The 26,992-nt window shown below is 55.5% G+C and carries 25 protein-coding genes; 9 read left to right on the plus strand and 16 right to left on the minus strand.

The window, feature by feature from the left end; all coding sequences use genetic code 11:
• The first annotated feature begins 95 nt into the window (after positions 1–95).
• A complete protein-coding gene (gene dinG / locus ACOTZB_RS07560) occupies positions 96–2,273 on the plus strand; it encodes an ATP-dependent DNA helicase DinG (RefSeq protein WP_421626818.1) in 2,178 nt (725 codons plus the stop codon).
• Here dinG and ACOTZB_RS07565 read toward each other — a convergent pair.
• From ACOTZB_RS07565 to ACOTZB_RS07585, 5 genes are all read right to left on the minus strand, one after another.
• Positions 2,260–2,763, minus strand: a complete 504-nt coding sequence (locus tag ACOTZB_RS07565) for a fimbrial protein (protein ID WP_368524886.1) — start codon at positions 2,761–2,763, stop codon at positions 2,260–2,262. The two genes, dinG and ACOTZB_RS07565, sit on opposite strands and share 14 nt — an antisense overlap.
• Positions 2,760–3,350 carry a fimbrial protein gene (locus tag ACOTZB_RS07570; protein WP_421626819.1) on the minus strand — a complete coding sequence of 197 codons (591 nt, stop codon included), beginning with the start codon at positions 3,348–3,350 and terminating at the stop codon, positions 2,760–2,762. Before ACOTZB_RS07570 ends, ACOTZB_RS07565 begins: the two co-directional genes overlap by 4 nt.
• Before the next feature lie 419 nt (positions 3,351–3,769).
• Positions 3,770–6,313 carry a fimbria/pilus outer membrane usher protein gene (locus ACOTZB_RS07575; protein WP_421626820.1) on the minus strand — a complete coding sequence of 848 codons (2,544 nt, stop codon included), beginning with the start codon at positions 6,311–6,313 and terminating at the stop codon, positions 3,770–3,772.
• A 25-nt stretch (positions 6,314–6,338) separates the two neighbouring features.
• Complete coding sequence (locus ACOTZB_RS07580; protein ID WP_193804785.1) at positions 6,339–7,013, minus strand: fimbrial biogenesis chaperone; 675 nt, start codon at positions 7,011–7,013, stop codon at positions 6,339–6,341.
• 68 nt (positions 7,014–7,081) lie between these two features.
• Positions 7,082–7,618: a fimbrial protein gene (locus tag ACOTZB_RS07585; protein ID WP_047650644.1), complete on the minus strand. Its 537-nt coding sequence runs from the start codon at positions 7,616–7,618 to the stop codon at positions 7,082–7,084.
• Between the two features lie 269 nt (positions 7,619–7,887).
• On the opposite strand from ACOTZB_RS07585, the gene ybiB reads away from it, so the two are divergent.
• On the plus strand, positions 7,888–8,850 hold the full coding sequence (gene ybiB / locus ACOTZB_RS07590) for a DNA-binding protein YbiB (RefSeq protein WP_126328077.1): 963 nt from the start codon (positions 7,888–7,890) through the stop codon (positions 8,848–8,850).
• 118 nt (positions 8,851–8,968) lie between these two features.
• On the opposite strand, the gene ybiJ is transcribed toward ybiB, so the two are convergent.
• From ybiJ to mcbA, 3 genes are all read right to left on the minus strand, one after another.
• Positions 8,969–9,229: a DUF1471 family protein YbiJ gene (gene ybiJ, locus ACOTZB_RS07595; RefSeq protein ID WP_193804783.1), complete on the minus strand. Its 261-nt coding sequence runs from the start codon at positions 9,227–9,229 to the stop codon at positions 8,969–8,971.
• A 285-nt stretch (positions 9,230–9,514) separates the two neighbouring features.
• Complete coding sequence (locus ACOTZB_RS07600; RefSeq protein WP_193804782.1) at positions 9,515–9,781, minus strand: DksA/TraR family C4-type zinc finger protein; 267 nt, start codon at positions 9,779–9,781, stop codon at positions 9,515–9,517.
• Positions 9,782–9,903: 122 nt separating this feature from the next.
• A complete protein-coding gene (gene mcbA, locus ACOTZB_RS07605; RefSeq protein WP_126328078.1) occupies positions 9,904–10,170 on the minus strand; it encodes a DUF1471 family periplasmic protein McbA in 267 nt (88 codons plus the stop codon).
• 243 nt (positions 10,171–10,413) lie between these two features.
• On the opposite strand from mcbA, the gene rlmF reads away from it, so the two are divergent.
• Positions 10,414–11,325, plus strand: a complete 912-nt coding sequence (gene rlmF, locus ACOTZB_RS07610) for a 23S rRNA (adenine(1618)-N(6))-methyltransferase RlmF (RefSeq protein WP_348940357.1) — start codon at positions 10,414–10,416, stop codon at positions 11,323–11,325.
• 45 nt (positions 11,326–11,370) lie between these two features.
• Here rlmF and ybiO read toward each other — a convergent pair whose 3' ends face one another.
• The 6 genes from ybiO to rhtA all read right to left on the minus strand — a co-directional run bounded on the left by ybiO (position 11,371) and on the right by rhtA (position 17,968).
• Positions 11,371–13,584, minus strand: coding sequence for a mechanosensitive channel protein (ybiO, locus tag ACOTZB_RS07615; RefSeq protein ID WP_421626821.1), 2,214 nt, complete (start codon positions 13,582–13,584; stop codon positions 11,371–11,373).
• 124 nt (positions 13,585–13,708) lie between these two features.
• The gene (gene glnQ, locus ACOTZB_RS07620; RefSeq protein WP_023310879.1) at positions 13,709–14,431 is read right to left on the minus strand and encodes a glutamine ABC transporter ATP-binding protein GlnQ; all 723 of its coding nucleotides are present in this window, start codon (positions 14,429–14,431) and stop codon (positions 13,709–13,711) included.
• Positions 14,428–15,087: a glutamine ABC transporter permease GlnP gene (gene glnP / locus ACOTZB_RS07625; protein ID WP_014169254.1), complete on the minus strand. Its 660-nt coding sequence runs from the start codon at positions 15,085–15,087 to the stop codon at positions 14,428–14,430. Before glnP ends, glnQ begins: the two co-directional genes overlap by 4 nt.
• Positions 15,088–15,171: 84 nt before the next feature.
• On the minus strand, positions 15,172–15,915 hold the full coding sequence (gene glnH, locus ACOTZB_RS07630) for a glutamine ABC transporter substrate-binding protein GlnH (protein ID WP_013097464.1): 744 nt from the start codon (positions 15,913–15,915) through the stop codon (positions 15,172–15,174).
• Between the two features lie 362 nt (positions 15,916–16,277).
• Complete coding sequence (gene dps / locus ACOTZB_RS07635; RefSeq protein ID WP_010428924.1) at positions 16,278–16,781, minus strand: DNA starvation/stationary phase protection protein Dps; 504 nt, start codon at positions 16,779–16,781, stop codon at positions 16,278–16,280.
• A gap of 299 nt (positions 16,782–17,080) precedes the next feature.
• Positions 17,081–17,968, minus strand: a complete 888-nt coding sequence (gene rhtA / locus ACOTZB_RS07640; RefSeq protein WP_023334998.1) for a threonine/homoserine exporter RhtA — start codon at positions 17,966–17,968, stop codon at positions 17,081–17,083.
• A gap of 354 nt (positions 17,969–18,322) precedes the next feature.
• Here rhtA and ompX point away from each other — a divergent pair, with 354 nt between their 5' ends.
• Positions 18,323–18,841: an outer membrane protein OmpX gene (ompX, locus tag ACOTZB_RS07645; RefSeq protein WP_023310884.1), complete on the plus strand. Its 519-nt coding sequence runs from the start codon at positions 18,323–18,325 to the stop codon at positions 18,839–18,841.
• A gap of 102 nt (positions 18,842–18,943) precedes the next feature.
• Here the strand turns inward: ompX and ACOTZB_RS07650 are convergent, their stop codons facing one another.
• The gene (locus ACOTZB_RS07650) at positions 18,944–20,527 is read right to left on the minus strand and encodes a phosphoethanolamine transferase (protein WP_421626822.1); all 1,584 of its coding nucleotides are present in this window, start codon (positions 20,525–20,527) and stop codon (positions 18,944–18,946) included.
• Between the two features lie 283 nt (positions 20,528–20,810).
• Positions 20,811–20,939, minus strand: a complete 129-nt coding sequence (mntS, locus tag ACOTZB_RS07655; RefSeq protein ID WP_014831181.1) for a manganase accumulation protein MntS — start codon at positions 20,937–20,939, stop codon at positions 20,811–20,813.
• A gap of 183 nt (positions 20,940–21,122) precedes the next feature.
• On the opposite strand from mntS, the gene mntR reads away from it, so the two are divergent.
• The 5 genes from mntR to ACOTZB_RS07680 all read left to right on the plus strand — a co-directional run bounded on the left by mntR (position 21,123) and on the right by ACOTZB_RS07680 (position 26,989).
• Positions 21,123–21,596 (plus strand): manganese-binding transcriptional regulator MntR, encoded by a 474-nt coding sequence (gene mntR, locus ACOTZB_RS07660; protein WP_045355726.1) that lies wholly within the window; start codon positions 21,123–21,125, stop codon positions 21,594–21,596.
• Positions 21,593–22,702: an anion transporter gene (locus ACOTZB_RS07665; protein ID WP_421626823.1), complete on the plus strand. Its 1,110-nt coding sequence runs from the start codon at positions 21,593–21,595 to the stop codon at positions 22,700–22,702. The genes mntR and ACOTZB_RS07665 overlap by 4 nt, the downstream gene beginning before the upstream one ends.
• Positions 22,703–22,803: 101 nt before the next feature.
• On the plus strand, positions 22,804–23,898 hold the full coding sequence (locus ACOTZB_RS07670) for an HlyD family secretion protein (protein WP_193804777.1): 1,095 nt from the start codon (positions 22,804–22,806) through the stop codon (positions 23,896–23,898).
• Positions 23,895–25,466 (plus strand): DHA2 family efflux MFS transporter permease subunit, encoded by a 1,572-nt coding sequence (locus ACOTZB_RS07675; RefSeq protein ID WP_047653240.1) that lies wholly within the window; start codon positions 23,895–23,897, stop codon positions 25,464–25,466. Before ACOTZB_RS07670 ends, ACOTZB_RS07675 begins: the two co-directional genes overlap by 4 nt.
• Complete coding sequence (locus ACOTZB_RS07680) at positions 25,466–26,989, plus strand: efflux transporter outer membrane subunit (protein WP_421626824.1); 1,524 nt, start codon at positions 25,466–25,468, stop codon at positions 26,987–26,989. Before ACOTZB_RS07675 ends, ACOTZB_RS07680 begins: the two co-directional genes overlap by 1 nt.
• The last annotated feature ends 3 nt before the right edge of the window (positions 26,990–26,992 follow it).

Raw genomic sequence — 26,992 nt, forward strand, 5'->3', positions numbered from 1 at the left:
TGGAAGCCCGGTCGTAAAGCCGGGCTTTTCTTTTTGCGGCAGCGAAGAGAAAGTGCCACAATAGTGGCTGTTTATACAGTGTTTCAGGTTTTCCGATGGCTTTAACCGCTGCGCTCAAGGCGCAAATTGGCGCATGGTATAAGGCGCTACAACAGCAGATCCCCGACTTTATCCCCCGAGCGCCGCAGCGGCAGATGATTGCCGACGTGGCAAAAACGCTCGCCGGGGACGACGGGCGACATCTGGCGATTGAAGCCCCGACCGGCGTCGGGAAAACCCTGTCGTATCTCATTCCCGGCATTGCGATTGCGCGAGAAGAGGACAAAACGCTGGTGGTCAGCACCGCCAACGTGGCGCTGCAGGATCAGATCTTCAGCAAAGATTTACCGCTGCTGCGCAAAATCATCCCCGACCTGCGGTTTACGGCCGCCTTTGGTCGCGGGCGCTACGTGTGCCCGCGTAACCTGGCGGCGCTGGCCAGCAGCGAGCCGAATCAGCAGGATCTGCTTGCGTTTCTGGACGACGAGCTGACGCCAAACAATAAGGCCGAGCAGGAGCAGTGTGCAAAACTCAAAGCCGAGCTCGACGGCTATAAGTGGGACGGCTTGCGGGATCACACCAGCCAGGCCATCAGCGACGACCTGTGGCGCAGGCTCAGCACCGACAAAGCCAGCTGCCTGAACCGCAACTGTCACTACTACCGGGAGTGCCCGTTCTTTGTCGCCCGACGCGAAATTCAGGAAGCCGAAGTGGTTGTGGCAAACCACGCGCTGGTAATGGCGGCGCTGGAGAGCGAAGCGGTGCTGCCGGAGCCCAAAAACCTGCTGCTGGTGCTCGACGAAGGACACCATCTGCCGGACGTAGCGCGCGACGCGCTGGAGATGAGCGCCGAAATTACCGCCCCCTGGTTCCGCCTGCAGCTGGATCTTTTCTGCAAGCTGGTGGCGACCTGCATGGATCAATTCCGTCCGAAAACCACGCCGCCGCTGGCGGTGCCGGAGCGGCTGAGCGACCACTGTGAAGAGGTCTATAGCCTCATTTCATCGCTGAACAACATCCTGAATCTTTATCTTCCGGCAACCCAGGAAGCTGAACACCGCTTTGCGATGGGTGAGCTACCGGAAGAGGTGATGGAGATCTGCCAGCAGCTGGCGAAGCATCTGGAAAAGCTGCGCGGGCTGGCGGAGATGTTCTTAAACGATCTCAGCGAGAAAACGGGCTCGCATGACGTTGTGCGTCTGCACCGCGTTCTGCTGCAGATGAACCGCGCGCTGGGCATGTTCGAAGCGCAGAGCAAGCTCTGGCGGCTGGCCTCGATGGCGCAGGCGTCCGGCGCACCGGTCACCAAATGGGCCACCCGCGAAGTGCGGGACGGGCAGGTCCATCTCTTTTTCCACTGCGTGGGCATCCGCGTGGCCGATCAGCTGGAAAAGCTGATCTGGCGCAGCGTGCCGCACGTGGTTGTCACCTCCGCCACGCTGCGCTCCCTGAACAGTTTTTCTCGTTTGCAGGAGATGAGCGGGCTAAAAGAGAAAGCGGGGGACCGTTTCGTGGCGCTGGACTCGCCGTTTAACCACTGCGAGCAGGGCAAGCTGGTCATTCCGCGCATGAAATTCGAGCCGCTTATCGACAACGAAGAGCAGCACATTGCGGAGATGGCGGCCTACTTCCGCGAGCAGGTCGAGAGTAAAAAATACCCCGGTATGCTGGTGCTGTTTGCCAGCGGGCGGGCGATGCAGCGCTTCCTGGAACACGTCACCGATTTGCGTTTACTCCTGCTGGTGCAGGGCGATCAGCCGCGCTACCGGCTGGTGGAAACCCACCGTAAGCGCATTGATAACGGCGAGCGCAGCGTTCTGGTGGGTTTGCAGTCGTTTGCTGAAGGTCTGGATCTGAAAGGGGACTACCTGACGCAGGTGCATATCCATAAAATCGCCTTCCCGCCTATCGACAGCCCGGTGGTGATCACCGAAGGCGAATGGCTGAAAAGCCTCAACCGCTATCCGTTTGAGGTGCAGAGTTTACCTGCGGCGTCGTTTAACCTGATTCAGCAGGTCGGGCGTCTGATTCGTAGCCACGGCTGCTGGGGGGAGGTGGTGATTTATGACAAACGCCTGCTCACCAAAAATTACGGCCAACGGCTTCTGAACGCGCTGCCGATCTTCCCGATCGAACAGCCGGAGGTGCCTGAGGTAAAAAAACAGCCGGTCAAACTCACCGCCGTGCGTAAGAAAAGCGTCCGTGCTAAGGGGCGCAGACCTACTGATAAATAAAAGTTACCTGCACCACGCTGCTGAAGGTTCCTGCCGTGACCGGCAATGAGGTAGCGTAATAGCGGGCGGCCAGCGGGAAATCCGCCGTATGATCGTCCTGGTTGATCAACACGCTGAAGCTGGCGTCCGGGGCTAGCGAGATCTGATCCTGCGGGTCGGCAAGTTCCAGCGCCAGTCCTTTCGCGGTTCCGCTGCTGGCGAATTTAGTCGGATGAATGCTGTCTGGCTGACCGTGAAAGGTGGCCGTGGCCAGCACGGCAGTGGTTGGGCATTTCGACAGGGTTAAGTCGAATGATCTCCATTGTCCGGTATCGCCCACATCCTTAAAATCGCCGGTGTTCGCTTTGCCCAGATTGACCGTCAGGTTCTGGCTGGCGCTGTCCACCTGGCAGGCGTTGGCGTAAATGTTTCCGCGAATATCGAGTTGAATCTCCTCCGCCAGGCTCTGGCTGGCTACTCCAAGCAGTAAAAGGGCTAATAAGGTTTTCATTTGTAGGCCACCGTAATGGTTGCGACGGCATTCGCCGTTCCGGGGGTCACCTCCGCGCTGGTTTGTTCGTAAGAGACGCTGAAGGGATATTGCGACTGAATATTGGCATAGGTGGTAAAGGTGCTCATATATTGCCCGAAAGCAGGTATCTGACCGTTAAAGAGCATTTTCACCCCGACGCCGGTCGCTACGCCGCTTTCCGGCGTTAATTTGATCACGCCGGGAAAATTCGTTTCATAGCCATTGGCGCTGGCGATCATCATTTCCGGCTCAACATCCCGATCGCAGAGCATGCCGATATTGAATACCGACTGGGAAACCACGGTTCCTGCCCCGGTAAAGCGGCTCACCGGAAAATCACCCAGTATGATAGTCAGGGATTTGGGTGAAACGGTGCAGGTGACTTCTTTAACCACCACGTTACCTGAGTAGGAGATGGTGTTTGGTTCACCTACGGCGTCAAGCCGTCTGACAGCGAGGTTGAATTGCGTATTACTCGTCGTCAGTGAACCAGACGCTACAGTCTCACTGGTTTTCACCAGCTCCAGCGTGGCGTCAAAATTAAATGGATATGACCCATTGGTCATTGTATCTGACACCAGTCCTAAGGGCGTTATAGCCGAACAGACCTGGTCTGCAGCCCCTCTTACGCGCACTCCTTTAGTATTTCGTATCGACACACCGATTCCGGCAACGCCTGTTTCATAGACGCCAGGGATCCCGGGTATCTCGTTACCAAAGCCGTTATAGCATGCAATGATGGGTTGGCCTGCATCCGGTGCGTAATCACAGTTTCCTGTTGCGTGGACGGAACGTTCTGTTCCTGGAATGGTCGACCCCACGGGCAGGCTGGTGGGCACTGAAATAGACGCTAACGATAGCAGCGCTGGTAAATTTGGTGAGACACAGTCGGCCTTTGCATGCGGCATAAAGAGGGCTGCCGTCGCCAGAACGACAAGTAAGAAAAACGATTTTGCTATCTGCATTATGATCGGTCCGGTGTTAATCAGTGACACTGCGCGGCAGCGTTAATAATGTTGGTGTCATCCTTCTCCTGCATCAGGGCGTAATCGGCGACGCAATGCTCGCTCGCCTCCTTGCCCCAGGAAACGAAAAGGCGTCCGTGCTGCGGCAGGCCGGTGAGATACACCAGGCCGTCGTTGCCGACGATAAATTCACTGCTCTTATCTTCCGTGGTGACCGTTGCGCCGAAGGGCAGTGGTTTGTCTTTCCAGGCCAGCGTCATTAAGACGCGTTTGCCCACGCGGGTATCAAAGCTGGCGCGAACTACCGCGCCGCGTGACGGTGTGACCGTCTGCGAGGCGTGCGTGACGTCGGCATCTTCTGGCAGTGTCTCCGTGTCCAGTGAAATGGGGTTGTGACGCCACGGCGTGACAAACGGCACCAGCGTATAGCCTCGAGAGTCCGTTTCCACGCCCGTCTGGTTGGCAACGTGCGTGCCATGTGTGCCCGGCGCTTTAATCAGCACCACGGTTTCGCCCAGGGTCTGGCCGAAGGTGACGCCGTCAGAGTGGGCGACGATGCCGCCCTGGATCCCTGCGTTCACAGTGTGCTGATGGCTGTCCTGGCTTACGCCGCCGCGCACTTCACCGTAGGTGCCTTTGTAATCCGCATTCATACTGGTGGAACTGTTGTTATTGGCGCTTTCCAGCCCCTGCTGAACGTTCCAGCTCAGCTTGTCCCCCTCCAGCGCGGTACCATTCAGGCCCAGGTTGTGAGTGGTGCCGTCTTTACTGTTGTTCAGGCTGTAGTTTGCCCAGGTGTCAGGCAGCCAGCGGTCGAGCGGAACCGACACGTTGAGGCCGATTTGTCGGTCATAGCTGATGGATTTACCGTCCTCGTCAGTGTCGTCGCTGTTTTTATTGACGCTGTAGCTCAGGCTATAGCTCACACCGTGCCAGCTGTTGTTGTAGTTAACGCTCAGTGAGGTCATATCCTGACTCTGGCTCCAGTAACGCTCTTTCACCAGGCTTAGCGTCACCGAACCCCACTTATCGCCCAGCGTCTGGTCGATGGTGGCCTCCGCCCGCGCGCGGCGCGGCTGTGGAGCAGACCAGTCGTTTGCACGGGTCCAGGACTCCATAGTGTCCTGCAGGGTGTAAAAGCCTTTGCTGTAGTAGCGATAGCCCGCCAGCGAGAAGCTAGTGCCGGTCGCGGTAAAATTTTTGCTGTAGCGCAGACGAAGGGATTGCCCTTTGCTGGTTTTGCGCTTTTTCAGTAACGCTTTGGCGCGGGTAACGTCTACGGAGAACGCGCCGAGATCGCCAAAGTTTTTCCCCGCCCCGAGCGCGGTGGAGTGGTAATGCGAACTCTGCTGTGTACCGCCATAAACGGTGACGCCATGTGACAGGCCATAGATGGCGCTGCCCTGGGCGAAAGGGGTCTTCTCAACCTCTTTATCGTATGAACGGTAACGCCCTGCCGCGACGCTGTACTTCAGGTGTTTTTCCCGCTGCAGCACCGGCACGGAGGCAAACGGCACCACGAAATGACTCTCGCTGCCGTCGGTCTCTTTTACCGTGACGTTCAGATCGCCGCTGCTGCCGGTGGGGTAGAGATCGTTAATCTCAAACGCACCGGGGGCCACGGTGTTTTGATAGATAACGTAGCCATTCTGGCGAACCACCACCTGGGCGTTACTGTGCGCCGTGCCGCGAACCACCGGGGCATACCCGCGCTCGCTGTCCGGCAGCATGTCGCTTTCGGTAGCCAGCTGTGCACCAGTGTAAGAGACACTGTCGAAAACGTCGGCCTGGGTGCTGCTCTGACCCACGGTCATCTCGCTCTTCAGCCCCACTATATCGCGCTGGGCATAGGTATAGACCGGGGTCAGCTTGCCGTCGTCCTGACCGCCATCCGAATTGTGATTCCAGGTGCTGTAATTACGCACGCGCCAGGCACCGGTGTTAAAGCCGGGGCGCAGGTTAATAAACTGGCTGCTTTTGTCCGCTTCCCCTTGCTGGCGGGCGTGGCTTTGGCTGGCGTTAACGCTATAGTTCAGGATGCCCGCGGTGATCCCTTCGTCATACTCTTTCGGATCGATATAGCCGCGAGGCACCTGGCCCAGCGCCGACTGGGGAATACTCAGCAATAGTTGCTGGTTTTTGATGCGGAAAGTCGCCGAGGCCGAAGGGATAGCGCTCAGATCCGCGCATTCCCCTTTTACCGCCAGCTTTGGATAATCTTTGGTTTTGATACCCAGATGCGTTAATTCATCCAGGCTCAGGCAAGGCTGCAGAGAATTATCTCCCTGCGCATCTTTTTGTAATGTAAAAAGGACGTCACGTGTGTCGACTTTATTGTTATTGACGAACATCGTGACCTGATATTTACCCGGTGCCTGACCGGGACCGTTTTCATATACAGAGAGATCGGTCTTTGCCTGCTCTGGATTATCAATATCCAGCAGGGCAGGGTTAAAATAATCATCAGCGTGGGCCTGCAGCGCGCAGCATGTCACCGCTATCCCACAAAAAGTGGGCAGCATTTCACTCAGTCGACGGAATAGCGGCTTAGTTGTGCTGTACATGATTATCCAGGCGTCAAATAGAGTATTAACGAACGGATGCAGACCAGGTTTTACTGATGCTTCCGTAATCGTTAATGACCGACCAGTTTACGGTGTTACCGTTCATATTTGCAGGAAGGGCAAAGCGGGTAGAGGTATCAGGCACAGCCCAGGTCGCTTTTGCCACTTTTTGGCCGTTCAGCGTTACGCTCTGGAAATTCATATAGAAAGGCGTGGGGTTGTTTACCACCAGATCGTTGCCTTCGCGGTGCCATTCCAGTTTATCTGCCACTTCTTCGGGTTTGCCTTTAATCGATGCAGGGCGATACAGCAATTTAATACGGGTATTGATGGCTATTTGTAATGTATTAACGCCCTGTTCATGGCTTGAAGAAGGAATGGCTTTAATATTTAACCAGTATAACGACTCGCGATCTTCTGGCATATTTTCGCCGGTGCGCACCACGCGCAGCACGTTATCTTCTTTAGCGTTCAGACGGAACAGGGGCGGGGTAATCAGAAACGGTGCTTTACCGCCTTTTTTCAAACCGGTATCCACCCAGGATTGTACCAGATAGTTAATATCATCCGGATTGGAAATCCCAATCGAAGACTCTTTTTTCTCTCCCTGATAAACCAGTCGGGTGCCATTAATTATTACACCTGCATGGGCTGTTACTGCGGTCAGTAAAAGTGCGCTTAATAAATAACTGTGTCGCATAAATCTGTCTCAAAGAAAGAGGAGATATTAACCTTCGCGTGAAGGTGAATATCTCCTTATTGAACGTATCAGTTATAAATAACGGTAAAAGTAGACGCTGAGTTAGCCTGCCCGGCAGTGATCGATGCCTGAGTCTGAATATAACGTGCGCCAAACTCCAGATTATTTACCGTCGTGCCAGCAGCTAAAGGATACTGCTTCGAAGGCGTATATAAACTGACGGGCTGTTCGGAAGAATCAACCAGCTGAATCGCCACGCCGGTTGCCGTCGTCGCACCCGGGGTCAAGGCCAGCGTGGTATTATTATCCGCGTCGGGCGTACCACCGAAATTGATGGCTGCAGACGTGACCGTTTCCGGGCAGTCTTTTAACTGAATATCAAATTTCGTTAAGGTGCTGGTAGAGCCTGCGCCGGTAAATGTTGTTTTGGAGACTTTGCCCAGCGCAACATTCAGCGGACTGCTTAAGCCGTTAACCACCTGACAGGCGGAATCGATAATTTCACCTGTGAAGTTAATTTGCCCTTCACCGGTGGATGCTGCGAAAGAAGATGCAGAGCATCCCAAAGCGGCAGCAATGAATAAACCTAAAGTTACTTTTTTCATATTTAAACCTGTATGTTTCTCCTTTCGACCTCTGCATCCCGCATTATTCGAAGTTATGTCTCAACTACTCACCGCTGAGTATTTAATCAGAAAATTCAGGCCGGGAAAGGTCCCGCGCGGCTTCCAAATAATTCAATTAATTCTTGCAAAATAATTTTTCTTACTAAAACAATTGATTATAAAAAACCGCAGGGTGGGCAAAAAAACTAACAGCGGCGACATCATCAGGGCTATATTGTTAACAAGATAAGGCTGTCAGGAGGAATGTCGTGGATTATCGCAAAATTATCAAAGAGGTAGGGCGCGGGAAAAACCATGCCCGCGACCTGGACCATGAAACCGCGCGTGCGCTTTATACCCGCATGCTTAACGGCGAGGTACCTGAGCTGGAGCTGGGCGGTATTCTTATTGCGCTGCGTATTAAAGGCGAAGGTGAAGCGGAGATGCGCGGCTTCTATGATGCCATGCAGGCGCAAACGCTGCGCTTAACGCCGCCGGTGGCTAAACCGATGCCAATCGTCATCCCGAGCTACAACGGTGCGCGCAAGCAGGCAAATTTAACCCCGCTGCTCGCTATCTTATTACACAAGCTGGGGTTCCCGGTGGTGGTGCACGGCGTCAGCGAAGATCCCACCCGCGTGCTGACGGAGACCATTTTCGGGATGCTGGGCGTTGAGCCCACGCGTCATGCAGGTCAGGCGCAGGCGAAGCTGGATGGCCATCAGCCTGTTTATATCCCGGTCGGCACGCTCTGCCCGCCGCTGGAAAAGCAGCTCGATATGCGCTGGCGCATGGGCGTGCGCAACAGCGCGCACACGCTGGCGAAACTGGCCACGCCGTTTGGCGAAGATGCCGCTCTGCGTCTTTCCAGCGTCTCGCACCCGGAATACGTGGCGCGCGTGGGGCAATTCTTTGAGGCAATTGGCGGAAGAGCGTTGCTGATGCACGGCACGGAAGGCGAGGTTTATGCCAACCCGCAGCGCTGCCCGCAGGTGATGCTGATTGATTCTGCAGGTACGCGCGCCATTCTGGAACGCGGGGAAGAGAATACCGGTGTGATACTGCCTGAGGCAAAAGATCCCCATACTACAGCCCACTGGATTGAGCAGTGTCTTGCCGGAAATGTTCCTGTTCCGCATTCAATCAAGCTGCAGATGGCCTGCTGTTTGCTGGCAACCGGAGAAGTGGAATCCATTCAGGCCGGGCTTGAACGCGTGGCGCAGGCGTTTTAGACAAAAAAAAGCCCGTCCAGTGGCGGACGGGCAAGCAAGGGTAACAAACAACAGGGTCAATGAGGGTTGGAGCAGCTCACCAGAGGGTTTGGCGAGGGAACAGCATTCGTTCAGGCGATTATTTGTAGATAACCGCGGTACCGCTCAGCTTGTTATTGCCGTTAGCGGAAGTAATGGTGTATCCGCTTGCACCGGCAGCAGCGGCTTTCTCAGCCAGTTTGGCTTCCAGACCGTCCAGCGTGGTGGCGCCATCAGCACTTACCACACCAACTTTGTTCATGTTCTGTGCCTGAGTAGTAGAGACAGGCTCTACGGCGAAAGCGCCGAAAGACAGAGCGGACAGGGCAACAGCAGCTACAGCATATTTGATGGTTTTCATAATTAATCTCTCGCAGGTGTTTCTGTTAAGGGGACGATGTTCCGTCGATGTGATAAGTATCACGGTTTTTTGCGAGTGATAAAATCGAAGAGAATTGACGTGGTTGCTCAAAAAAATTGAATGACAAATAACTTATTGAATATTAATAAATTCAAAGCACCCCTTTACACTTCTTGCGGAAGCGCTTTACAGAAGCGCTACGAAGGGCACGTTTTGCTACGCGTCTGGCTAAAAACCGTGAGCGTAAAGGAACGCGTGCTCTCGGTTAGCTTCGGTAAAGCAAAGTCAACGTAACTGGCTGTCTTTCGAACCTCTGCGATTATATCCCGAGCATGATGCATTTTTTGAATCTTTATGCTGCTGGCAGGCAATGCAAAGCCGTACGCCGGGAATGGCTTTTCGGCGCGCCTCCGGAATAGGGTCTCCGCATTCTTCGCATTCCGTTAAGCTTTCGCCGCGCGGAATTTCACCGCGGGCACGCGCAACCGCATCTTCAATTGTACTGTTGATCTGTTCGTTAACAGCGTCGTCATTTGCCCAGCCGGAAGCCATAGCGTCCTCCTGAAATCGGTTTAGGCCATACGTTTACTATGGGGTTAAAAAATAAACAATCAAGGCGAAGGGAGAAGAGAACTGCACCCGTTGGGCAGATGCAGTCTTGTGGAGGAGACAGGTTATTTATAGATGGTCGCAGTGCCGTACATATGGTTATCTCCGCCAGCGGAGTTCACCACAAATCCTTTTGCACCTTCCTGACGGGCTTTTTCGGCGAGTTTAGCCTGTAGGTCGTCAAGGTTACTGGCACGGCTTACCGAAACGGTGCCTGCTGGACGCAGCTGGCTGGTATCGTTACTCTCGGTCAGCGACTGAACGGACATGGCAGAAAATGAAGCGGTCGCCAGAACGCCGGCGATAACAGCAAGGGTCAGGTACTTTTTCATAATCACATCCTCATGAGGAAACAACAGGTGATTCCCTTTAAGTTTAGAAGCCTGACGAGTGTGACTTAGCGCAAATATTTGATGATGATCTGCTTATTTTTTGAACGATGTAAATTGACAATTCGCTGACGGATCATAGACATAAAGGTGTTTGATTTGTGGCGAGTTTTTGAGCGCCGCAGAGAAAGATTTACCGTTGGGCCAGCAAAGGGTATCTTACGCCGCTGTTTAAAGGAGAATGCCATGACTGCCCAAAAGCCGGGATTGCACCCGCGAAATCGCCACCGCAGCCGCTACGACATGAACGCGTTATGCCTGAGCTGCCCGCCGCTGCAGGACTATCTTGTTCAGACCCCAGCGGGTGAGCCCTCGGTCAACTTTGCCGACCCGCAGGCGGTTAAAATGCTGAACAAAGCCCTGCTGGCGCATTTCTACGGTGTGGCTCACTGGGATATTCCGGAAGGCTTTCTCTGTCCCCCTGTGCCGGGCCGCGCGGATTACGTTCATCACCTTGCCGACCTTCTTGCCGAAGGCAATGAGGGTGTTGTTCCGCCGCAGGCCACCATTCTGGATATTGGCACCGGGGCGAATCTGATTTACCCGCTGATCGGGGCGCATGAATATCAGTGGCGCTTTACCGGAAGCGAAATCGGTGACGAGGCCTTTGCCAGCGCCCAGGCGATTATCAGCGCTAACCCGGGAATGAGCCGCGCCATTCGCCTGCGTCGTCAGAAAGATGCAGGGTCGATCTTCAACGGCATTATTCACAAAAACGAAAGCTATGACGCCACGATGTGCAACCCGCCGTTCCATGATTCGGCGGCATCGGCCCGTGCGGGCAGCGAGCGCAAGCGCCGTAACCTGGGTCAGGCTGAAGATGCTGCGCTGAACTTCGGTGGTCAGCAGCAGGAGCTCTGGTGTGAAGGGGGCGAAGTGGCGTTTATTCTGCGCATGATTGCGGAAAGCAAACAGTTTGGCCGTCAGGTGAAGTGGTTCACGACGCTGGTTTCCCGCGGGGATAACCTGCCGCCGCTCTACCGCGCGCTGACCGAAGCGGGCGCCGTAAAAGTGGTGAAAAAAGAGATGGCGCAGGGCCAGAAACAGAGCCGCTTTATCGCCTGGTCGTTTATGGACAATAACAAACGTCGCAAATAGCACCCTGTCGTAGGCCGGGTAAGGCGAAGCCGCCACCCGGCTCGGTTACAGCGTCGGCTCCTGCGGCGGGAGCGGCGATGCGGGTGGCGGCAATACCTGATACGTCTGCACGGGCATCCGCACGTTCGCCAGATCGAAGTGTTTCTTCACCATGCTGTCGAGGGCAAAGCGCACCGTCCACTGCTTCAGCGGCTGGGTGGTGAACGACACGCGCAGGGTAAACGCCGTGTTCGTCAGCCCGACGATGCCGGCAAATGACGGCTCTCCGATCACCAGCCCGCGAATATCTTCCATCAGCATCAGTTCTTCTACCGCATCGCGCAGCGCCTGCTTCGCTTTGTCCGCATCCTCGTGGCGATCCACATCGTAGTTCGCCACAACGGAACCAATCCCGCGCACAAAGTTGGCGAAGGTGGTGATCGAAGACCAGGGGATGATGTGGTAGGCCCCGGTGTCCTGACGCACGCCAACCGAACGGATGGACATTCTCTCCACGGTGCCGGTTAACGGTCCGATGGTCACCAGATCGCCCGTGTTCATCCCGTTCTCAAACTGGATAAAGATGCCGGTAATAATATCCTTCACCAGCGTTTGCGACCCGAAGGAGATCGCCAGCCCAAGGGCACCGGCACCCGCCAGCAGCGGGGCAATATTCACGCCGATTTCCGACAGCACGATCATGATGGTGATGGTGCTGATAATCACCGCCAGCGCGTTGCGGAACAGGGTTAACAGCGTTCGTGCCCGGGCGCTGGGCAGCGGCCTGCCGTGAATATCCGATACCAGGCGGTTCTCAATAAGGCTCGCCAGCAGCGTCCAGCCAACGGCGGAGAAGAACAAAATCAGCGCGATGCGAATCAGGATATCGACCGTTTTTTCACCCGCACCGTTGTGCAGCCAGTTCCAGAAATCAAACAGGCTCCACGCATTCAGGAGCAGCATAATCGCCACGCAGACGGTGAGAATGCGCGCCACTTTGAGCGATACCGACATCCAGCCGTTTACCCGCTTTTGCAGTTCCGGGTAACTCCGCTGGACCTGCGGCGACAGGGTGATGGTCTTCGAGATCCAGCGCGACAGCAGCCCCGACACAAACGCCGCGATGCCGATAATGGCCAGGCTTTTGAACGTCGCCCCCATCATAAATTTCAGGCTATTGCCCGGGTCGAACAGCGAGAAGAAGCACAGCACGATGAAGTAAGCGCTTGCCAGCCAGTGCCACACCAGGGCGAACGCGCGAATAAAGAGGCTAAAAAACGAGAGGGAGCGATCGGCCAGATTCAGCAGACTTTGGGTTATGGTTTTTTTATTGTGGAAGATCAGATACAGCGACCAGACGGTAATGCAGATCATGATTAGGACGTTTGCCAGCGCGCCAAACTGGACGTTCACCTGGTTAGAGATGATTGGCACGGCAACCAGCAGGCCGTAGCCAATCAGCCCGCTGAGCACGCTCAGACGCAGCGCCCAGTACTTCGCGCTCGCATCCCGAATGGAGAAAGGACGCAGCTCCGGCACGTGCGGACAAAAGAGTAACCGCAGCAGCGCCTTGAAGAACTCAATCAGGGCAAAGGCATTCAGGAAAAGCGACTGCTGGAAGGCGATGGTTTTGTTGCCTGCATTCAGCCTGTCGGCCAGCATCTGGCCTAAAAACAGCGTCAACGCCAGCAGCAGTAAATCGATGATAAACGCAGAGGCTATCATCAACGGCAGATGCAGCCAGCTGCTTTTATGCTGATTCTTCCTGCGTCCCCATTGCCCCATTTTGCGGTACAGCGGCCACGCGCACAGGCGCACCAGCCAGTAAAAAAGAAATACCGCACCCGCCAGCATCAGGAACTGCGTGGCGGCGGCGGTAAACGTTTGCGGATTAAATGCCTTATGCGGTGAGCCAATCAGGTTGCGGTAAAGCTGAGCGAAGCGCGAGGAGAGCGCTTCCCCATAGTGGCGGCTCACGTCGGTGACGTTTTCCAGCACCGTTTTTTGCTCCTCAACCTGCGGAGGGGTGAGGGTTGGCACCGACTCCTGCGGCGGCGTGGCGGCGGCTTTGCGCAGCTGGCCAATGAGCTCCTGCCGGGAGGTGTCGTTTTCAAGGACGTCGGCAAGCGCACCGTAGGCGGCTTTTTTCTGTTCAACATCGGGTTCCGGAGGCGGCGTACTTTGCTGGGTAGCGGTGTTTCCGGTGGTCACTCCGGGGATCGCGACGGCGAACGATGGCGCACTAAACAGGCTAATCAGCAACAACAGGATCCACGGCACGGCGTCCTCCGGTGAAAATGTCGAACAAAATGATAAGTATAGAAGTCGGGGCGAGGAGGGGGATTTTTGGGAACAATCTGGCGTAAAAAAGCCGGGCAAGCCCGGCTTAGCGTAAAGCGATGGATCAGGAGACGTGCTGCAGGAACTCCTGCAAACGCTGGCTCGGCGGGTTCGCAATCAATTCCTGTGGATTACCGTCTTCCGCGATACGGCCTTTATCAATAAAGATCAGGCGGGACGCCACTTTTTCAGCAAAGCCGATTTCGTGGGTTACGATCACCATCGTCATCCCTTCTTCCGCCAGATCCTGCATGACTTTCAGCACCTCGTGACGCAGCTCCGGGTCAAGCGCAGAGGTTGGCTCATCAAACAGCATCATTTTCGGTTTGACCGCCAGCGCGCGGGCAATCGCCACGCGCTGCTGTTGACCGCCGGACAGCTCGGAAGGGTAGTGGTGCGCACGTTCTGCCAGGCCGACTTTCGCCAGCAGATCTTTTGCCAGCGCTTCCGCTGCCGCTTTGCTGGCACCGCGCACGCGCAGCGGGCCAAACATCACGTTTTCCAGCGCCGTCAGGTGCGGGAACAGGTAGAACTGCTGGAAGACCATGCCCGCTTCCTGACGAATCAGACGGTCGTCCACTTTCGGGTCGTTTACCTTCAGGCCGTCGACGATCAGATCGCCGCTGGTAATCTCTTCCAGCTTGTTGATGCAGCGCAGCAGGGTGGATTTACCGGAGCCGGAAGGCCCGATAATCACTACCACTTCACCCTGTTTGATGTTCAGATCGATATTGTGCAGCACCTGGGTTGGGCCAAAGTGCTTGGAAACGTTTTTAAATTCAATCACAGGATTTTCATCCTTCTTTCAAGACGACGCAGAACGAAGCTCAGAACCAGAGTAATGATCAGGTAGACAACGGCTACCGCACTCCAGATTTCCAGCGCGCGGAAGTTGCCAGCAATGATCTCTTGCCCCTGACGGGTCAGCTCGGCCACGCCGATAACAATGAACAGCGACGTATCTTTAATGCTGATGATCCACTGGTTACCGAGCGGCGGCAGCATGCGACGCAGCGCCAGCGGCAGAATAACGTGGCGGATCGTTTCGCGACGAGAAAGACCTAGCGCCAGACCGGCTTCACTGAAACCTTTATGAATCGACAGCACCGCACCGCGGGTGATTTCCGCAATGTAGGCGCCTGAGTTGATCATAATGGTGACGACGGCTGCGCTGAACGGGTCGATGCGCAGGTCGGTGAACGCCATAGGCAGGGCGAAGTAGATGAACATGACCTGCACGACAATAGGCGTGCCGCGGATCACTTCGATGAAAACCAGTGCGATGTGGTTTGCGATCCAGCCGCCGTAGGTGCGGGCGAAACCGGCGACAAGACCGATAATCAACCCACCAACCAGACCCAGGACCGAAATCCACAGGGTCATTTTAGCGCCTTCAAGCAAGATAGGAATGGCAGGCCAGATGGCGCTCCAGTCAAACTGCATGATAATTTCCTGTTACTGTTACCGTGTTTCAAAAATAGCAGGGGCGAAAGGTCGCCCCCGAGTGAACGTCATTTTTACGTCTTATTATTTAGGCTCGGTGCCGAACCATTTTTTGTAGATTTCGTTATAGGTGCCGTTCTCTTTCAGCGTTTTCAGCGCGCCGTTAACTTTCGTGCGCAGATCGTCGCTGCCTTTCGGGAACGCGATACCGTACTGCTGCGCTTCCAGAGACTCGCCAACGGCTTTGAACTTGCCGTTACCGGCTGTCTTGATGAAGTACAGGATGTTAGGCGTGTCGTGCAGAACAGCGTCAGCACGGTTGGTGCCGAGTTCCATGTACGCGTTGTCGATGTTCGGGAACTGACGCAGGTCTTTGGTTTTGATATTTGCTTTCGCGTAATCAACAGAACCGGTTCCGCTCTTCACAGCCACCACTTTGCCGTCGAGATCTTTCACGCTTTTTACGTCGTTATTATCGGCTTTGACCATCACCAGCAGGCCGCTTTTGTAGTAGCCGTCAGAGAAGTCGATCGCTTTTTTACGTTCATCGGTAATGGTGATGCCTGCCAGTGCCAGATCAACGTTTTTGGTTTGCAGTGCCGGGATGATGCCGCTGAAGTCCATAGGCTTCAGGGTGTAATCCAGCTTGAGTTCTTTTGCGATAGCGGCCCACAGATCCACATCAAAACCAACGTATTTATCACCCTGTTTGAATTCAAACGGAACGAACGCCGTGTCGGTCGCCACAACCAGTTTGTCGGCAGCCTGAGAGGACACTGCAAAAGCCAGGGTAAGTGCAGCCAGTGAAACTTTTAATACAGACTTCATAGCATTTCCTTTTATATCCACGGGGCGATCCCCTGCGAGAACAGGTGGCACAATGAAAAAATCGTGCCAACTTTACAAGCTATTGTTTTGCAAAGGGGATGATGTCATGCATTGCACAATAAATGGGGCAATGAGGCTTTGTTGCACCAAAGTGGAGCACCGTTTTGGTGCGCTTCGTTTGGCTTAACTGACGGGGAGATATTTAGCGTAAATTCTGACGAAAAAACAATCTTCCGTTAACGGTTGTGTGAGGTGATTATTACATTTCGTTCACTTTTGCAGGTGTACAGACAAAAACTGTGCACCACAGATGTGCAAAACCCTCACCGGAGGGCGAGGGTTTGATAGAAAATTCGTATGAATTATTCGATGTTAGATTCGATAAACCATAGGAACTGGTCCAGGTCGCGGGAGGCGGCGGTGAAAATATCTGCGGTATCTTCGTCTTTGGCTTCGCCAATCGCTTTGCGCACGTCATTGGCCACAATCGCGTAGCGGTCCGCCAGCTCTTTCAGGTGATCCTGAACGGTATGGATATCCAGCGGATAACTCTTCAGTGGCGTTTTGCTGTTGATCACCTGCGTGGTACCCAGCGCCACGCCGCCTAGCTGAACGGCACGTTCAGCCATCGTATCGAGGTGGGTCACCAGTGCTGTGCGGAAGCCATCCAGCATTTCATGAACGGCAATAAAGTTTGCACCGCGCATATTCCAGTGGGCCTGTTTGGTGATCAGCGAAAGATCGATGAACTGGATCACCTGGCGATTCAGCAACTCAATGGTCGCTTTTTTGTCGCTATCCGATACATCGTTACGGGTATAAAGCAGATTAGACGCTTTCGTTTTCACCAGTTTAGCGGTACTCATAATCTCATATCCTCTTGATGTTTATGTCCCAGGTAATTACGGAACTAAGTATAGCACCGGATTTTTTCTCTGCGGTTTGGCTGTGCCTATCGGTTTAATAGCGAGAAGTGGCTTGAGAATTTAATTAATTGAAATTAAAGAGTTATTTTTAACTTGATACAGATCAATCTTAATTGCTGGATAGGCGTGTAAACGCAGAGGGCTATTTCGAAAATAGCGCAAAGAATGTAAAAAATTATAACGTCTGTCTTTTTGGCCTTTATTCTGCATGGCATGGAAGCCATGCAGAATATATGGCCTTAGCTGATATCCACTTTCTCAACTTTAGGTTCCGGGCGCATGGTGAGCGTCGAGCCCATTGATGCCGCGATAATCGAGCAGAGCGCCAGCGTCTGGGTCAATGTCAGAGTTTCGCCGAGAAACACCATCCCGGAAATGGCGGCTAGCGCAGGCTCCATGCTCATCAGCGTGCCAAATATGCGCGTCGGCAGACGCGTAAGGGCAATCATCTCCAGAGAGTAGGGGAGTGCGGTAGAGAGAATCGCGACCGCCAGCCCGATGGGCATGACCGACCATTGCCAGATAGATTCGGTCGCCTGCGCCATGCCGATGGGCACAAAGACGATGGCAGCGATCAGGGACCCCAGCGCGACGGTCGCCGGACCGTGCTCTTCTCCTGCACGCTGGCCCGTGAGGATATAGACTGCCCAGCAGGCGCCAGCACCCAGCGCCAGGGCTGCGCCCGTCAGATCGATCTCAGCGACGCTCTGGCCCAGCGGCAGCAGGAACCATAAGCCCAGAACGGCTAACACGACCCAGATAAAATCGACCGGACGTCGCGAGGAGAAAAGCGCCACCGCCAGCGGGCCGGTAAACTCCAGCGCGACGGCGATCCCCAGCGGTATCGTCTGAATAGAGAGGTAGAACAGATAGTTCATTGCCCCAAGGGAGAGTCCATAAAACAGCAGGGGTAAACGCTGCTCCTTTTTGAAGCGCAGACGCCAGGGTTTGAAAATGACCACCAGTATCGCCGTGCCCAGCACGATACGCAGGGCTGTCACCCCTGGTGCCCCTACCAGCGGAAAAAGAGATTTTGCAAGCGAAGCACCGCTTTGAATGGACAACATGGCAATGAGTATGACTGCGACCGGCAACCAGACCGACGACGTGCGGGATAACCCAGGCATCCTTTCTCCTGTCAGCTTATGTCAAATGAGGTAAAGGTTGCAGTGTAAAGGAAATAAGCGGCAACGGTTGAGGCGCTGTTGAAAAAAAACCTCGTGAAATCCGTAAAATGGTTAAGCGCTGGTGGATTTATCGCCTGATAGATTAGGAATAATCTGGATGAATGTAACGGCGCTTGCGCGCACTATGCGCATTTAGTAGTGAAAATTGCATGTGATTTGAAAGAGATAGCTGACGCTGGAAACGTTCTGTTACAGGAAAGGTTTCATTAGACATCACGAATCACAAAGAGTTTCGCAAATTTTTTTGATATATTTAAAACTTACGGACTTACTTGAAGCACATTTGAGGTGGTTATGAAAAAAATTGCATGTCTTTCAGCACTGGCCGCTGTACTGGCTGTTTCCGCAGGTACCGCTGTAGCTGCTACTTCTACTGTTACTGGTGGTTACGCTCAGAGCGACTATCAGGGCGTGATGAACAAAGCTAACGGTTTCAACCTGAAGTATCGCTACGAACAGGATAACAATCCACTGGGCGTGATCGGTTCTTTCACCTACACCGAGAAAGATCGTTCTGAAAACGGCGCATACAACAAAGGCCAGTACTACGGCATCACCGCTGGTCCAGCCTACCGTCTGAACGACTGGGCGAGCATCTACGGTGTTGTAGGTGTTGGTTACGGTAAATTCCAGCAGACTGAAAACCAGAGCGAAAGCCGCACTGCAAGCAACAGCGACTATGGCTTCTCCTATGGCGCAGGCCTGCAGTTCAACCCAATCCAGGACGTTGCTCTGGACTTCTCCTATGAGCAGAGCCGTATCCGCAACGTTGACGTTGGCACCTGGATCGCGGGCGTAGGTTACCGCTTCTAATCACTTCGGTGATTAAATAAAAAATCCGCCCAATGTGGCGGATTTTTTTTGTCTTTTTTCCTCTCCCCGTGGGGTGAGGGCCAGGGTGAGGGCATCGGACCGCTACTTACTCTTTATATCAAAAATATCCGTACCCAGATGGTTGTAGTCAACTTTCTGTAACTTGAAGTTGGTAACGTACACTGGGGGAGCTTTCTTGTTAGAGACAAACGGGTAAGCCGTTTTTATCTGCTCGGCTGTAATTCCCGTCCACTGCGAGAAGAACTGCAGGAAATCATTTGCCGAACGGCGCGCTTTAATCACGCGATGCGTTTTATCGTCGCTCGACAGCACCATAAACGGCACCTGGAAGTTCTGCTGGAACTTGTCATCGTGCGCCAGATACTGCACCTCTTTACCACGCTCTTTAAACGCCAGCCCGTGATCCGAGAAATAGACCATCGAGAAGCTGTCGCCCGTATTGCGTAGCTGATCGTACAGCTTGCTCAGCAGGTCGTCGGTTTGCGTCATGGTGTAGAGATAGCAAGAGGTCTCTTTGGACTGCACGAATTCAGCGTACTTCCCGCCAGTCCGATCGCAGGCCTGAGGGTGCGACCCCATCAGGTGCAGGACGATCAGCTGAGGCTGGGTGCGCGGGGTGGCGAAGACCTGTGCTGTCATTTTCAACAGCGCTTCGTCTTTGGTGTTTTTGTTGGCTTCGAAGTCGCCATTTTTCAGGAACTGCACTTCGTCAGCGCGTTTGGCGATACTGGCGATGGCCGTATCGTATTCGCCAATTTGCCCCTGATTAGAGAACCACCACGTCTGAAAACCCGCGCGGTTTGCCAGGGTGACGAAATTATCCTGATACTGGGGTTTGCCGTCGACAACCCGGTTAAGCGTCAGGCCGAGCGATTTCTGCGTCGAGCCGCTGGCCGCGACGTAATCGGTAAACAGCGTGCCTTTGACCGAACTGGCAAACGGTGTGTTATCCCAGTGTCCGCCGAAGGCTCCCATTGCATCGCGACGGGCACTTTCGCCAATCACCACCACATAGGTGTGATATTTCGGCTTAACGGCCAGCACGTTCCAGGTGTCTTTCATATTGGAAAGCTCAGCCATGCGCGCCTGCTCGTCGAGAACCTCTTTATTATTGACAACGACGTCCTTCACGAAGCGGAAAACCGGATAGCCGATATTGCTGAGCCTTAGCTTACCGTCCCAGGGAATATTCTGGATGGGGGCGACAAACGCCACGGCAACGCTGAACACCAGACAGAGTATTTCGATCTTACCCCAGGATTTTTTCTCGCCCGACTGACGGCGGATGGCGATAACGCCCAACGCGAAGATAAAGAGCCCGACCACGTAGCTGTACCACGGGAAAATCGTCAGGATCTCTGTTGACTCTTCCAGATTGGTCGAGTGCAGCGCCAGCAGGGTATTAAAGTTTGGCGCGCCGTAAGCCTGACCAAACGGGAAATAGAGTGCAGCGACCAGCGAACAGATCCCGATTAACGCTTTTTGCACGCGCGGTGCGGCTCGCCACAGCAAATGCAGAACGCAGGTAAAGGCCACCGCGTAGAGCAGACTAAAGGGATAACCCAGCGCAAAGTTAATCAGTAATGACTGCAAAAAGTAAAAACCCGTCCACGGGCTTAAGGCCCGGCTGCGGGTAACAACGGTATCTATCAGGGTTACATTCATAGGTCACTATCATGGATGAAAACGCCATGTGCTCACCCTGGCGTCAAGGGTCATAACCTGCCTGACAGTGCGTGGAGAGGGAATGAGGGTCCGCTTCAGCGAGCCGCAAATTGTGCAGGGCTGCAAGAAGATAGTGCGAGCGCTAAATAATATCAACAGTTGCTAAGCAGATGTTTTGCGAAGGGGATTGCAAATCCGTAAAAAAGATCGGGAATAAGGCGGCTGGAAGCCAGTTTACAGCGAGATTGTGACGGGAAAATGAAGCGGCGTACCGCAACGCCGCTTAGTGGGAAGGTTTGTCGTCCTGATGCGGTTTGTTGTTAAACATATCGCACAGCATGTTCAACAGCATTAAGCGCACTTTAAAGGGAGAGTGGGTAAACACGGTCATGCACCTCTTGAATTCGTTCATAAGACCTCCTGAGTTTTGATCCCTTCGATCCGTGAAGGGTGACTGCATTACATACAGATATAGCACAGGCTATATTGTATAGCTATGGCTATTTCGTTAATTTTTTGTGCTTGCGGAGCTATGGTTTACAATGTGCGCTCTCGAAACCGGGCGCTGGAAGCGTCACCCCACTGAGGAAGTACAATGAACCGTCGCGCAGGTCATCCGACAATCAGGAAAACGACGCAACTGGTGAATGTTGAAGAACATGTCGAAGGTTTTCGCCAGGTCCGTGAAGCGCACCGGCGTGAACTGATTGATGACTATGTTGAACTCATTTCCGATCTGATTCGTGAGGTTGGTGAAGCGCGCCAGGTCGATATGGCCGCCAGGCTGGGGGTTTCACAGCCAACTGTCGCTAAAATGTTAAAACGCCTGGCCTCCGTGGGCTTAATTGAAATGATCCCCTGGCGCGGTGTTTTTCTGACGCCGGAAGGGGAGAAGCTCGCGCAGGAGAGCCGCGAGCGCCACCAGCTTGTCGAGAATTTTTTACTGGTGCTGGGCGTCAGCCCGGAGATTGCCCGCCGGGATGCGGAAGGAATGGAACACCACGTGAGCGAAGAGACGCTGGTGAAGTTTCGCGAATTTACCCTTAAATATGGTCCCTCCGCTGAATGAAAATCCCTGGACTGCAGGCCCTGGCACGCGATCGTTTCTTCCATCTCTTATTACTCATTGGCGCAGGGTTAAGCCTCTTTGTGCCGTTTGCGCCACACGCCTGGCCCGCCGCGATTGACTGGCGAACCATCATTACCCTGAGCGGCCTGATGATGCTCACCAAAGGGGTCGAGCTGAGCGGCTATTTTGACGTTCTGGGCCGCAAAATGGTGCGCCGCTTTGCCACCGAGCGCAGGCTGTCCCTGTTTATGGTGTTCTCCGCCGCGGTGCTGTCGACGTTTCTGACCAACGATGTGGCGCTGTTTATCATCGTGCCCCTCACGCTCACGCTGCGTAAGCTTTGCGAGATCCCGGTCAGCCGCTTGATCATCTTTGAAGCGCTGGCCGTCAATGCGGGCTCGCTTCTGACGCCAATCGGCAACCCGCAAAATATCCTTCTCTGGGGACGGTCCGGTCTGTCGTTTGCCGCCTTTACCTGGCAGATGGCCCCTCTGGCGCTGGTGATGATGCTGTCGCTGATGGCGGTGTGCTGGTTTGCGTTTCCGGATAAAAAGCTGCAGTACCACAGCGGCACAACCGGCCCGCAGTGGCAGCCGCGCCTGGTGTGGAGCTGTCTCGGGTTATACATCGTCTTTCTGTTCGCGCTGGAGCTGAAGTATGAGCTGGCGGGCGTCCTGCTCGTTGCCGCGGGCTTTGTCGTCCTGGCGCGTCGCGTGCTGGTGAGCGTGGACTGGACGCTGCTGCTGGTCTTTATGGCGATGTTTATTGATGTGCATCTCCTTATCCAGCTTCCGGTGCTGCAGAACGTTCTGCACAGCGTCAGCACGCTGTCTCAGCCGGGACTGTGGCTGACGGCGATTGGCCTGTCGCAGTTTATCAGCAACGTGCCGTCCACCATTCTGCTGCTCAACTATGTTCCGCCCGATACGCTTCTGGCCTGGGCGGTGAACATCGGCGGGTTTGGGCTGCTGCCCGGCTCGCTGGCAAACCTGATTGCGCTGCGTATGGCCAACGACCGTCGCATCTGGTGGCGTTTCCACGTCTGGTCGGTTCCGATGCTGGTTTGGGCCGCGGCGATCGGTTTCGGACTATTCCTTCTCATATAGTGCGCAATTTGTCAGTTTTTCCTGGCAAACGTATAGCAACGTCCTAGCTTTAGTGAACGGCATAGTGTGATGCCGCTCACTGACAGGACCGTTGCTGAACTATGGCTGAAGATCAAAACCCGCCTGCTGACGAGCAGGACAAAAACAATAATGAGCGTAAGCGCCCGGGCAAGAAACCGTTAATTATCCTCGGCGTTGTCGTGGTGGTGATGGTCGTCGTGGCGCTGGTCTGGTGGTTTTTAACCCGTAACGAAGAGACGACCGACGACGCCTTTACCGACGGCGACGTGGTGACGATTGCCCCCAAAACGGCGGGCTACGTTACCGAGCTGCGCGTGCGCGACAACCAGCGCGTGAAAAAGGGCGATCTGCTGGTGGTTATCGATCCGCGTGACACCACCGCGCAGCGCGATCAGGCTCAGGCCCAGCTTGGGCTGGCTATCGCGCAGCTGCATCAGGCCCAGGCGCAACTGGCGCTTTCAAAAGTCCAGTATCCAGCCCAGCGTGACGAAGCCAAAGCGCAGGTGCTGAAAGCGCAGGCCGATCTGGCGAACGCGCAGGCAGAGTACCGTCGCCAGCGCGGCGTCGACCCGCGCGCGACCACCCAGCAAAGTATCGATTCCGCGAACGCTCAGCTGCGCAGCGCACAGGCGGGGCTGGCCAGCGCTCAGGCGCAGCTGGAAGTGGCAGAGCAGGTCCAGCTGCAAATCCGCCAGCAGGAAACCAACGTTGAAGCGCGCGAGCGTCAGGTCGATCAGGCGAAAGCGCAGCTGGAAACGGCCAATCTGAACCTCTCTTACACCGAAGTCCGCGCCCCGTTCGACGGGTTTGTCACCAAACGCAACGTGCAGCCCGGCACGCTGGTGCAGGCGGGAACGGCGCTGTTCTCGCTGGTTTCCCCGAACGTGTGGGTGGTGGCGAACTTTAAAGAGTCGCAGCTTGAGCGCATGAAGCCCGGCGATAAGGTCAACGTGTCCGTCGACGCCTGGCCGGATATGGCGCTCGAGGGCCACGTAGACAGTATCCAGCAGGGCAGCGGCTCGCGCTTCTCCGCCTTCCCGGCAGAAAATGCCACCGGTAACTTCGTCAAAATTGTGCAGCGCGTGCCGGTCAAAATCGTGATTGATAAAGGCCTGGATCCAAACAAACCGCTGCCGCTGGGGCTGTCGGTTGCACCGAAGGTGACGGTGGAATGACGGATCACAGCCACGACAGCTGGAAGCCCGCCAGCAATCCGTGGGCGGTGGCGATTGTCGTTACCCTGGCGGTATTCATGGAGATTCTGGATACCACCATCGTCAACGTGGCTCTCCCCCACGTGGCGGGCTCGCTCTCGTCCAGCTATGACGAATCCACATGGGTGTTAACCAGCTATCTGGTGGCGAACGGCATCGTGCTGCCCATCTCGGCGTTTCTGAGCCGGGTGTTTGGCCGCAAGCAGTTCTTCCTGATCTGCATCGTCATGTTTACCGTCTGCTCGTTCCTGTGCGGGATTGCCACCGAGCTGTGGCAGATCATCCTGTTCCGCGTGATGCAGGGCTTTTTTGGCGGCGGGCTGCAGCCCACGCAGCAGTCGGTGCTGCTCGACTACTTCAAACCCGAAGACCGGGGCAAAGCGTTTGGTCTCTCCTCCATTGCGATTATCGTTGCGCCGGTGCTCGGCCCGACGCTGGGCGGCTGGATCACCGACAACTACTCCTGGCGCTGGGTGTTCTTTATCAATATTCCGGTGGGGATTGTTACGGTGCTGGCGATCTACCAGCTGCTGGAAGATCCGCCGTGGGAGAGCAAATCAAAAGAGAAGCTGACTATCGACTGGACGGGGATCGGCCTGATCGCGCTGGGGCTGGGCTGTCTACAGGTGATGCTCGACCGGGGAGAAGATGAGGACTGGTTCTACTCGAACTTTATCCGCACCTTCGGCGTGTTGACGCTTGTCGGCATTATCGGCGCCATCTACTGGCTGGTATATGCCAGAAAGCCGGTGGTGGATCTGCACTGCATGAAGGACCGCAACTTTGCCATCTCCAGTCTGCTGATGGCGGGAATGGCGATGATTTTGTACGGCAGTTCCGTGGTGATCCCGCAGCTGGCGCAGCAGGATTTGGGCTACACCGCTACCTGGTCGGGGCTGGTGCTGTCGCCCGGCGCGGTGCTGATTGTATTGACTATCCCGCTGGTGCTGAAGCTGATGCCGGTGGTGCAGACGCGCTGGATTATCGCCTTTGGCTTTACCTGTCTGGCGGTGTCGTTCTTCTGGTCGCGCACGCTGACGCCGGATATCGACTTCGAAACGCTGGTGCTGTTCCGCAGCGCCCAGTCGATAGGGCTGGGGTTCCTGTTTGTGCCGCTCACGACTATTGCGTTTATCTCGATACCGAGGCGGCTGAATGCCGATGCGGCGGCGCTGTTTACCATGTTCCGCAACGTCGCGGGTTCGGTTGGGATATCGCTTTCGACGGCGGCCATTACCGAACGCGCCCAGGCGCACAGCGCGCATCTGGCGTATCACGCCTCGCCGCTTAACGAGCAGTTCCAGCAGGCGATACGCGAAAGCGCCCAGGCGATCCAGAACTTCACCACCCAGGTAGGGGACCCCACCGGGATTGCCACTGGACGCATGTATCAGACCATGATTGAGCAGTCGCGCTTCCTTGCCTACATCGACGTCTTCACCATTCTGAGCGCGGTGGCCTTGTTACTGATTCCGTTTTGTTTGTTGCTCTCGCCGGTTAAGAGCGAGGGGAGTGCAGGAGCACATTGATGATACACAGACGTTTACACCCCCTGATGATAATGATGCTGCTGGCAGGCTGCGCCGTCGGGCCGGATTACCAGCAGCCTGCGCCGACCGCCGTCACGCACTGGAACGATAAGGGCGACAGCGCGGTGAAGTCGCAAACTACCTCAGCCGCGACCAATCCGCGCTGGTGGAAGACCTTCGGCTCGCCGCAGCTCGACAGCCTGGTTGAGCGCGCCATTGCCGGAAACCTGACGCTGCAGCAGACGGTGCTGCGCATCGCCGGGGCCCGCGAGCAGATTAACCAGGCGGGCGGGGCGTTTTACCCGTCGGTTAACGGTAATTTGCAGGCAACGCGCCAGCAGCTTGGCCTGGAAGGAGAGCTGAAATCCCACGGCGTGTATGACCAGCTTGATAATGTCGATCCTGAACTGCGGGGCGCGTTAGGGCCGCTGACGCAGCCGATTAATCTCTACCAGGGCAGCTTCGACGCCCAGTGGGAAATCGACCTGTGGGGCAAGGTGCGTCGTCAGGTGGAAGCCGCCGAAGCGCAGCAGAAAGCCGCCATCGAGCAGCGTAACGACGCGCTGGTGTCGCTGGAGGCCGAAGTGGCGCGCGCGTGGCTTCAGCTGCGCGGGGCGCAGAGCATTATCGCCACGCTGAACACCCAGATTAAAAGCGCGCAGCAGACGCTGGATCTCACCGAAAGCCGCCAGCGCGGCGGGCTGTCGCCGCAGATGGACGTGGAAAACGCCCGGGCGCAGTTAGGCAACCTTGAGGCACAGCTTCCGCAATATCAGGCGCAGGAGCGGCAGGCGATGAACGGCCTGGCGATCCTGCTCGGCAAGCCGCCGGGGGCGCTGGATGCGGAATTGCAAAGCGTGCAGCCGATGCCTGCCTTGCCGGATATTGTGCAAACGGGCATTCCGTCCACGCTGGCGCGCCGTCGGCCGGACGTGCGCGAAGCGGAGGCGAACCTCCACGCCGCCACGGCGCAAATCGGCGTCTCGGTGGCGGAGCTGTTCCCGAGCTTTACGCTCTCCGGGCAGTTTGGCCTGCGCAACAGCGAAACCAACTGGCTGACCGACTGGAGCAGCCACTTCTACAGCTTTGGCCCGCAGGTCTCTATTCCCATCTTCCAGGGCGGTCGGCTGGTCTCCAGCGTCAAGGTGGCGCGCGCGCAGCAGGGAGCGGCGGTGCTGGACTATCGCCAGACGGTGCTGACCGCGCTCGGGGATGTGGAAAACGCGCTGGTGAGCTATCGCACCGACCAGCAGCGTGAAGCGGGTCTCGCAAAAACGATCGACGCCTTGCAAAACGCCTTTGATTTAGCGAGCGACAGCTACCGGCAGGGGATCGCCAGCTTTATCGACGTGCTGGACGCCCAGCGTCAGCTGGCGCAGGCCCAGCAGCAGCGCGCACAGGCGCAGGTGCAGAGCGCGCTTGATCTGGTGGCGCTCTACAAGGCCCTCGGCGGCGGCTGGGAGCCGTATCAGCAGGTGCAGTTACCGGACTACGGCGTCTTTGGCGACGCCCCGCGCGGATAAATT

Source organism: Enterobacter cloacae complex sp. SHL020 (genome assembly GCF_049236945.1).
In the GTDB taxonomy this organism is placed as follows: Bacteria; Pseudomonadota; Gammaproteobacteria; order Enterobacterales; family Enterobacteriaceae; genus Enterobacter; species Enterobacter dykesii.

Coding starts and splice junctions, on each gene's coding strand:
- ACOTZB_RS07675 (WP_047653240.1), top strand. CDS start 23,895: ATGACGGATCACAGCCACGACAGCTGGAAGCCCGCCAGCAATCCGTGG.
- rlmF (WP_348940357.1), top strand. CDS start 10,414: ATGACTGCCCAAAAGCCGGGATTGCACCCGCGAAATCGCCACCGCAGC.
- ybiJ (WP_193804783.1), bottom strand. CDS start 9,229: ATGAAAACCATCAAATATGCTGTAGCTGCTGTTGCCCTGTCCGCTCTG.
- dps (WP_010428924.1), bottom strand. CDS start 16,781: ATGAGTACCGCTAAACTGGTGAAAACGAAAGCGTCTAATCTGCTTTAT.
- ACOTZB_RS07600 (WP_193804782.1), bottom strand. CDS start 9,781: ATGGCTTCCGGCTGGGCAAATGACGACGCTGTTAACGAACAGATCAAC.
- ACOTZB_RS07680 (WP_421626824.1), top strand. CDS start 25,466: ATGATACACAGACGTTTACACCCCCTGATGATAATGATGCTGCTGGCA.
- ACOTZB_RS07570 (WP_421626819.1), bottom strand. CDS start 3,350: ATGACCAATGGGTCATATCCATTTAATTTTGACGCCACGCTGGAGCTG.
- glnP (WP_014169254.1), bottom strand. CDS start 15,087: ATGCAGTTTGACTGGAGCGCCATCTGGCCTGCCATTCCTATCTTGCTT.
- ACOTZB_RS07650 (WP_421626822.1), bottom strand. CDS start 20,527: ATGAATGTAACCCTGATAGATACCGTTGTTACCCGCAGCCGGGCCTTA.
- ACOTZB_RS07585 (WP_047650644.1), bottom strand. CDS start 7,618: ATGAAAAAAGTAACTTTAGGTTTATTCATTGCTGCCGCTTTGGGATGC.
- mcbA (WP_126328078.1), bottom strand. CDS start 10,170: ATGAAAAAGTACCTGACCCTTGCTGTTATCGCCGGCGTTCTGGCGACC.
- mntS (WP_014831181.1), bottom strand. CDS start 20,939: ATGAACGAATTCAAGAGGTGCATGACCGTGTTTACCCACTCTCCCTTT.
- dinG (WP_421626818.1), top strand. CDS start 96: ATGGCTTTAACCGCTGCGCTCAAGGCGCAAATTGGCGCATGGTATAAG.
- mntR (WP_045355726.1), top strand. CDS start 21,123: ATGAACCGTCGCGCAGGTCATCCGACAATCAGGAAAACGACGCAACTG.
- ompX (WP_023310884.1), top strand. CDS start 18,323: ATGAAAAAAATTGCATGTCTTTCAGCACTGGCCGCTGTACTGGCTGTT.
- ACOTZB_RS07665 (WP_421626823.1), top strand. CDS start 21,593: ATGAAAATCCCTGGACTGCAGGCCCTGGCACGCGATCGTTTCTTCCAT.
- rhtA (WP_023334998.1), bottom strand. CDS start 17,968: ATGCCTGGGTTATCCCGCACGTCGTCGGTCTGGTTGCCGGTCGCAGTC.
- ACOTZB_RS07565 (WP_368524886.1), bottom strand. CDS start 2,763: ATGAAAACCTTATTAGCCCTTTTACTGCTTGGAGTAGCCAGCCAGAGC.
- ACOTZB_RS07575 (WP_421626820.1), bottom strand. CDS start 6,313: ATGTACAGCACAACTAAGCCGCTATTCCGTCGACTGAGTGAAATGCTG.
- glnH (WP_013097464.1), bottom strand. CDS start 15,915: ATGAAGTCTGTATTAAAAGTTTCACTGGCTGCACTTACCCTGGCTTTT.
- ACOTZB_RS07580 (WP_193804785.1), bottom strand. CDS start 7,013: ATGCGACACAGTTATTTATTAAGCGCACTTTTACTGACCGCAGTAACA.
- ACOTZB_RS07670 (WP_193804777.1), top strand. CDS start 22,804: ATGGCTGAAGATCAAAACCCGCCTGCTGACGAGCAGGACAAAAACAAT.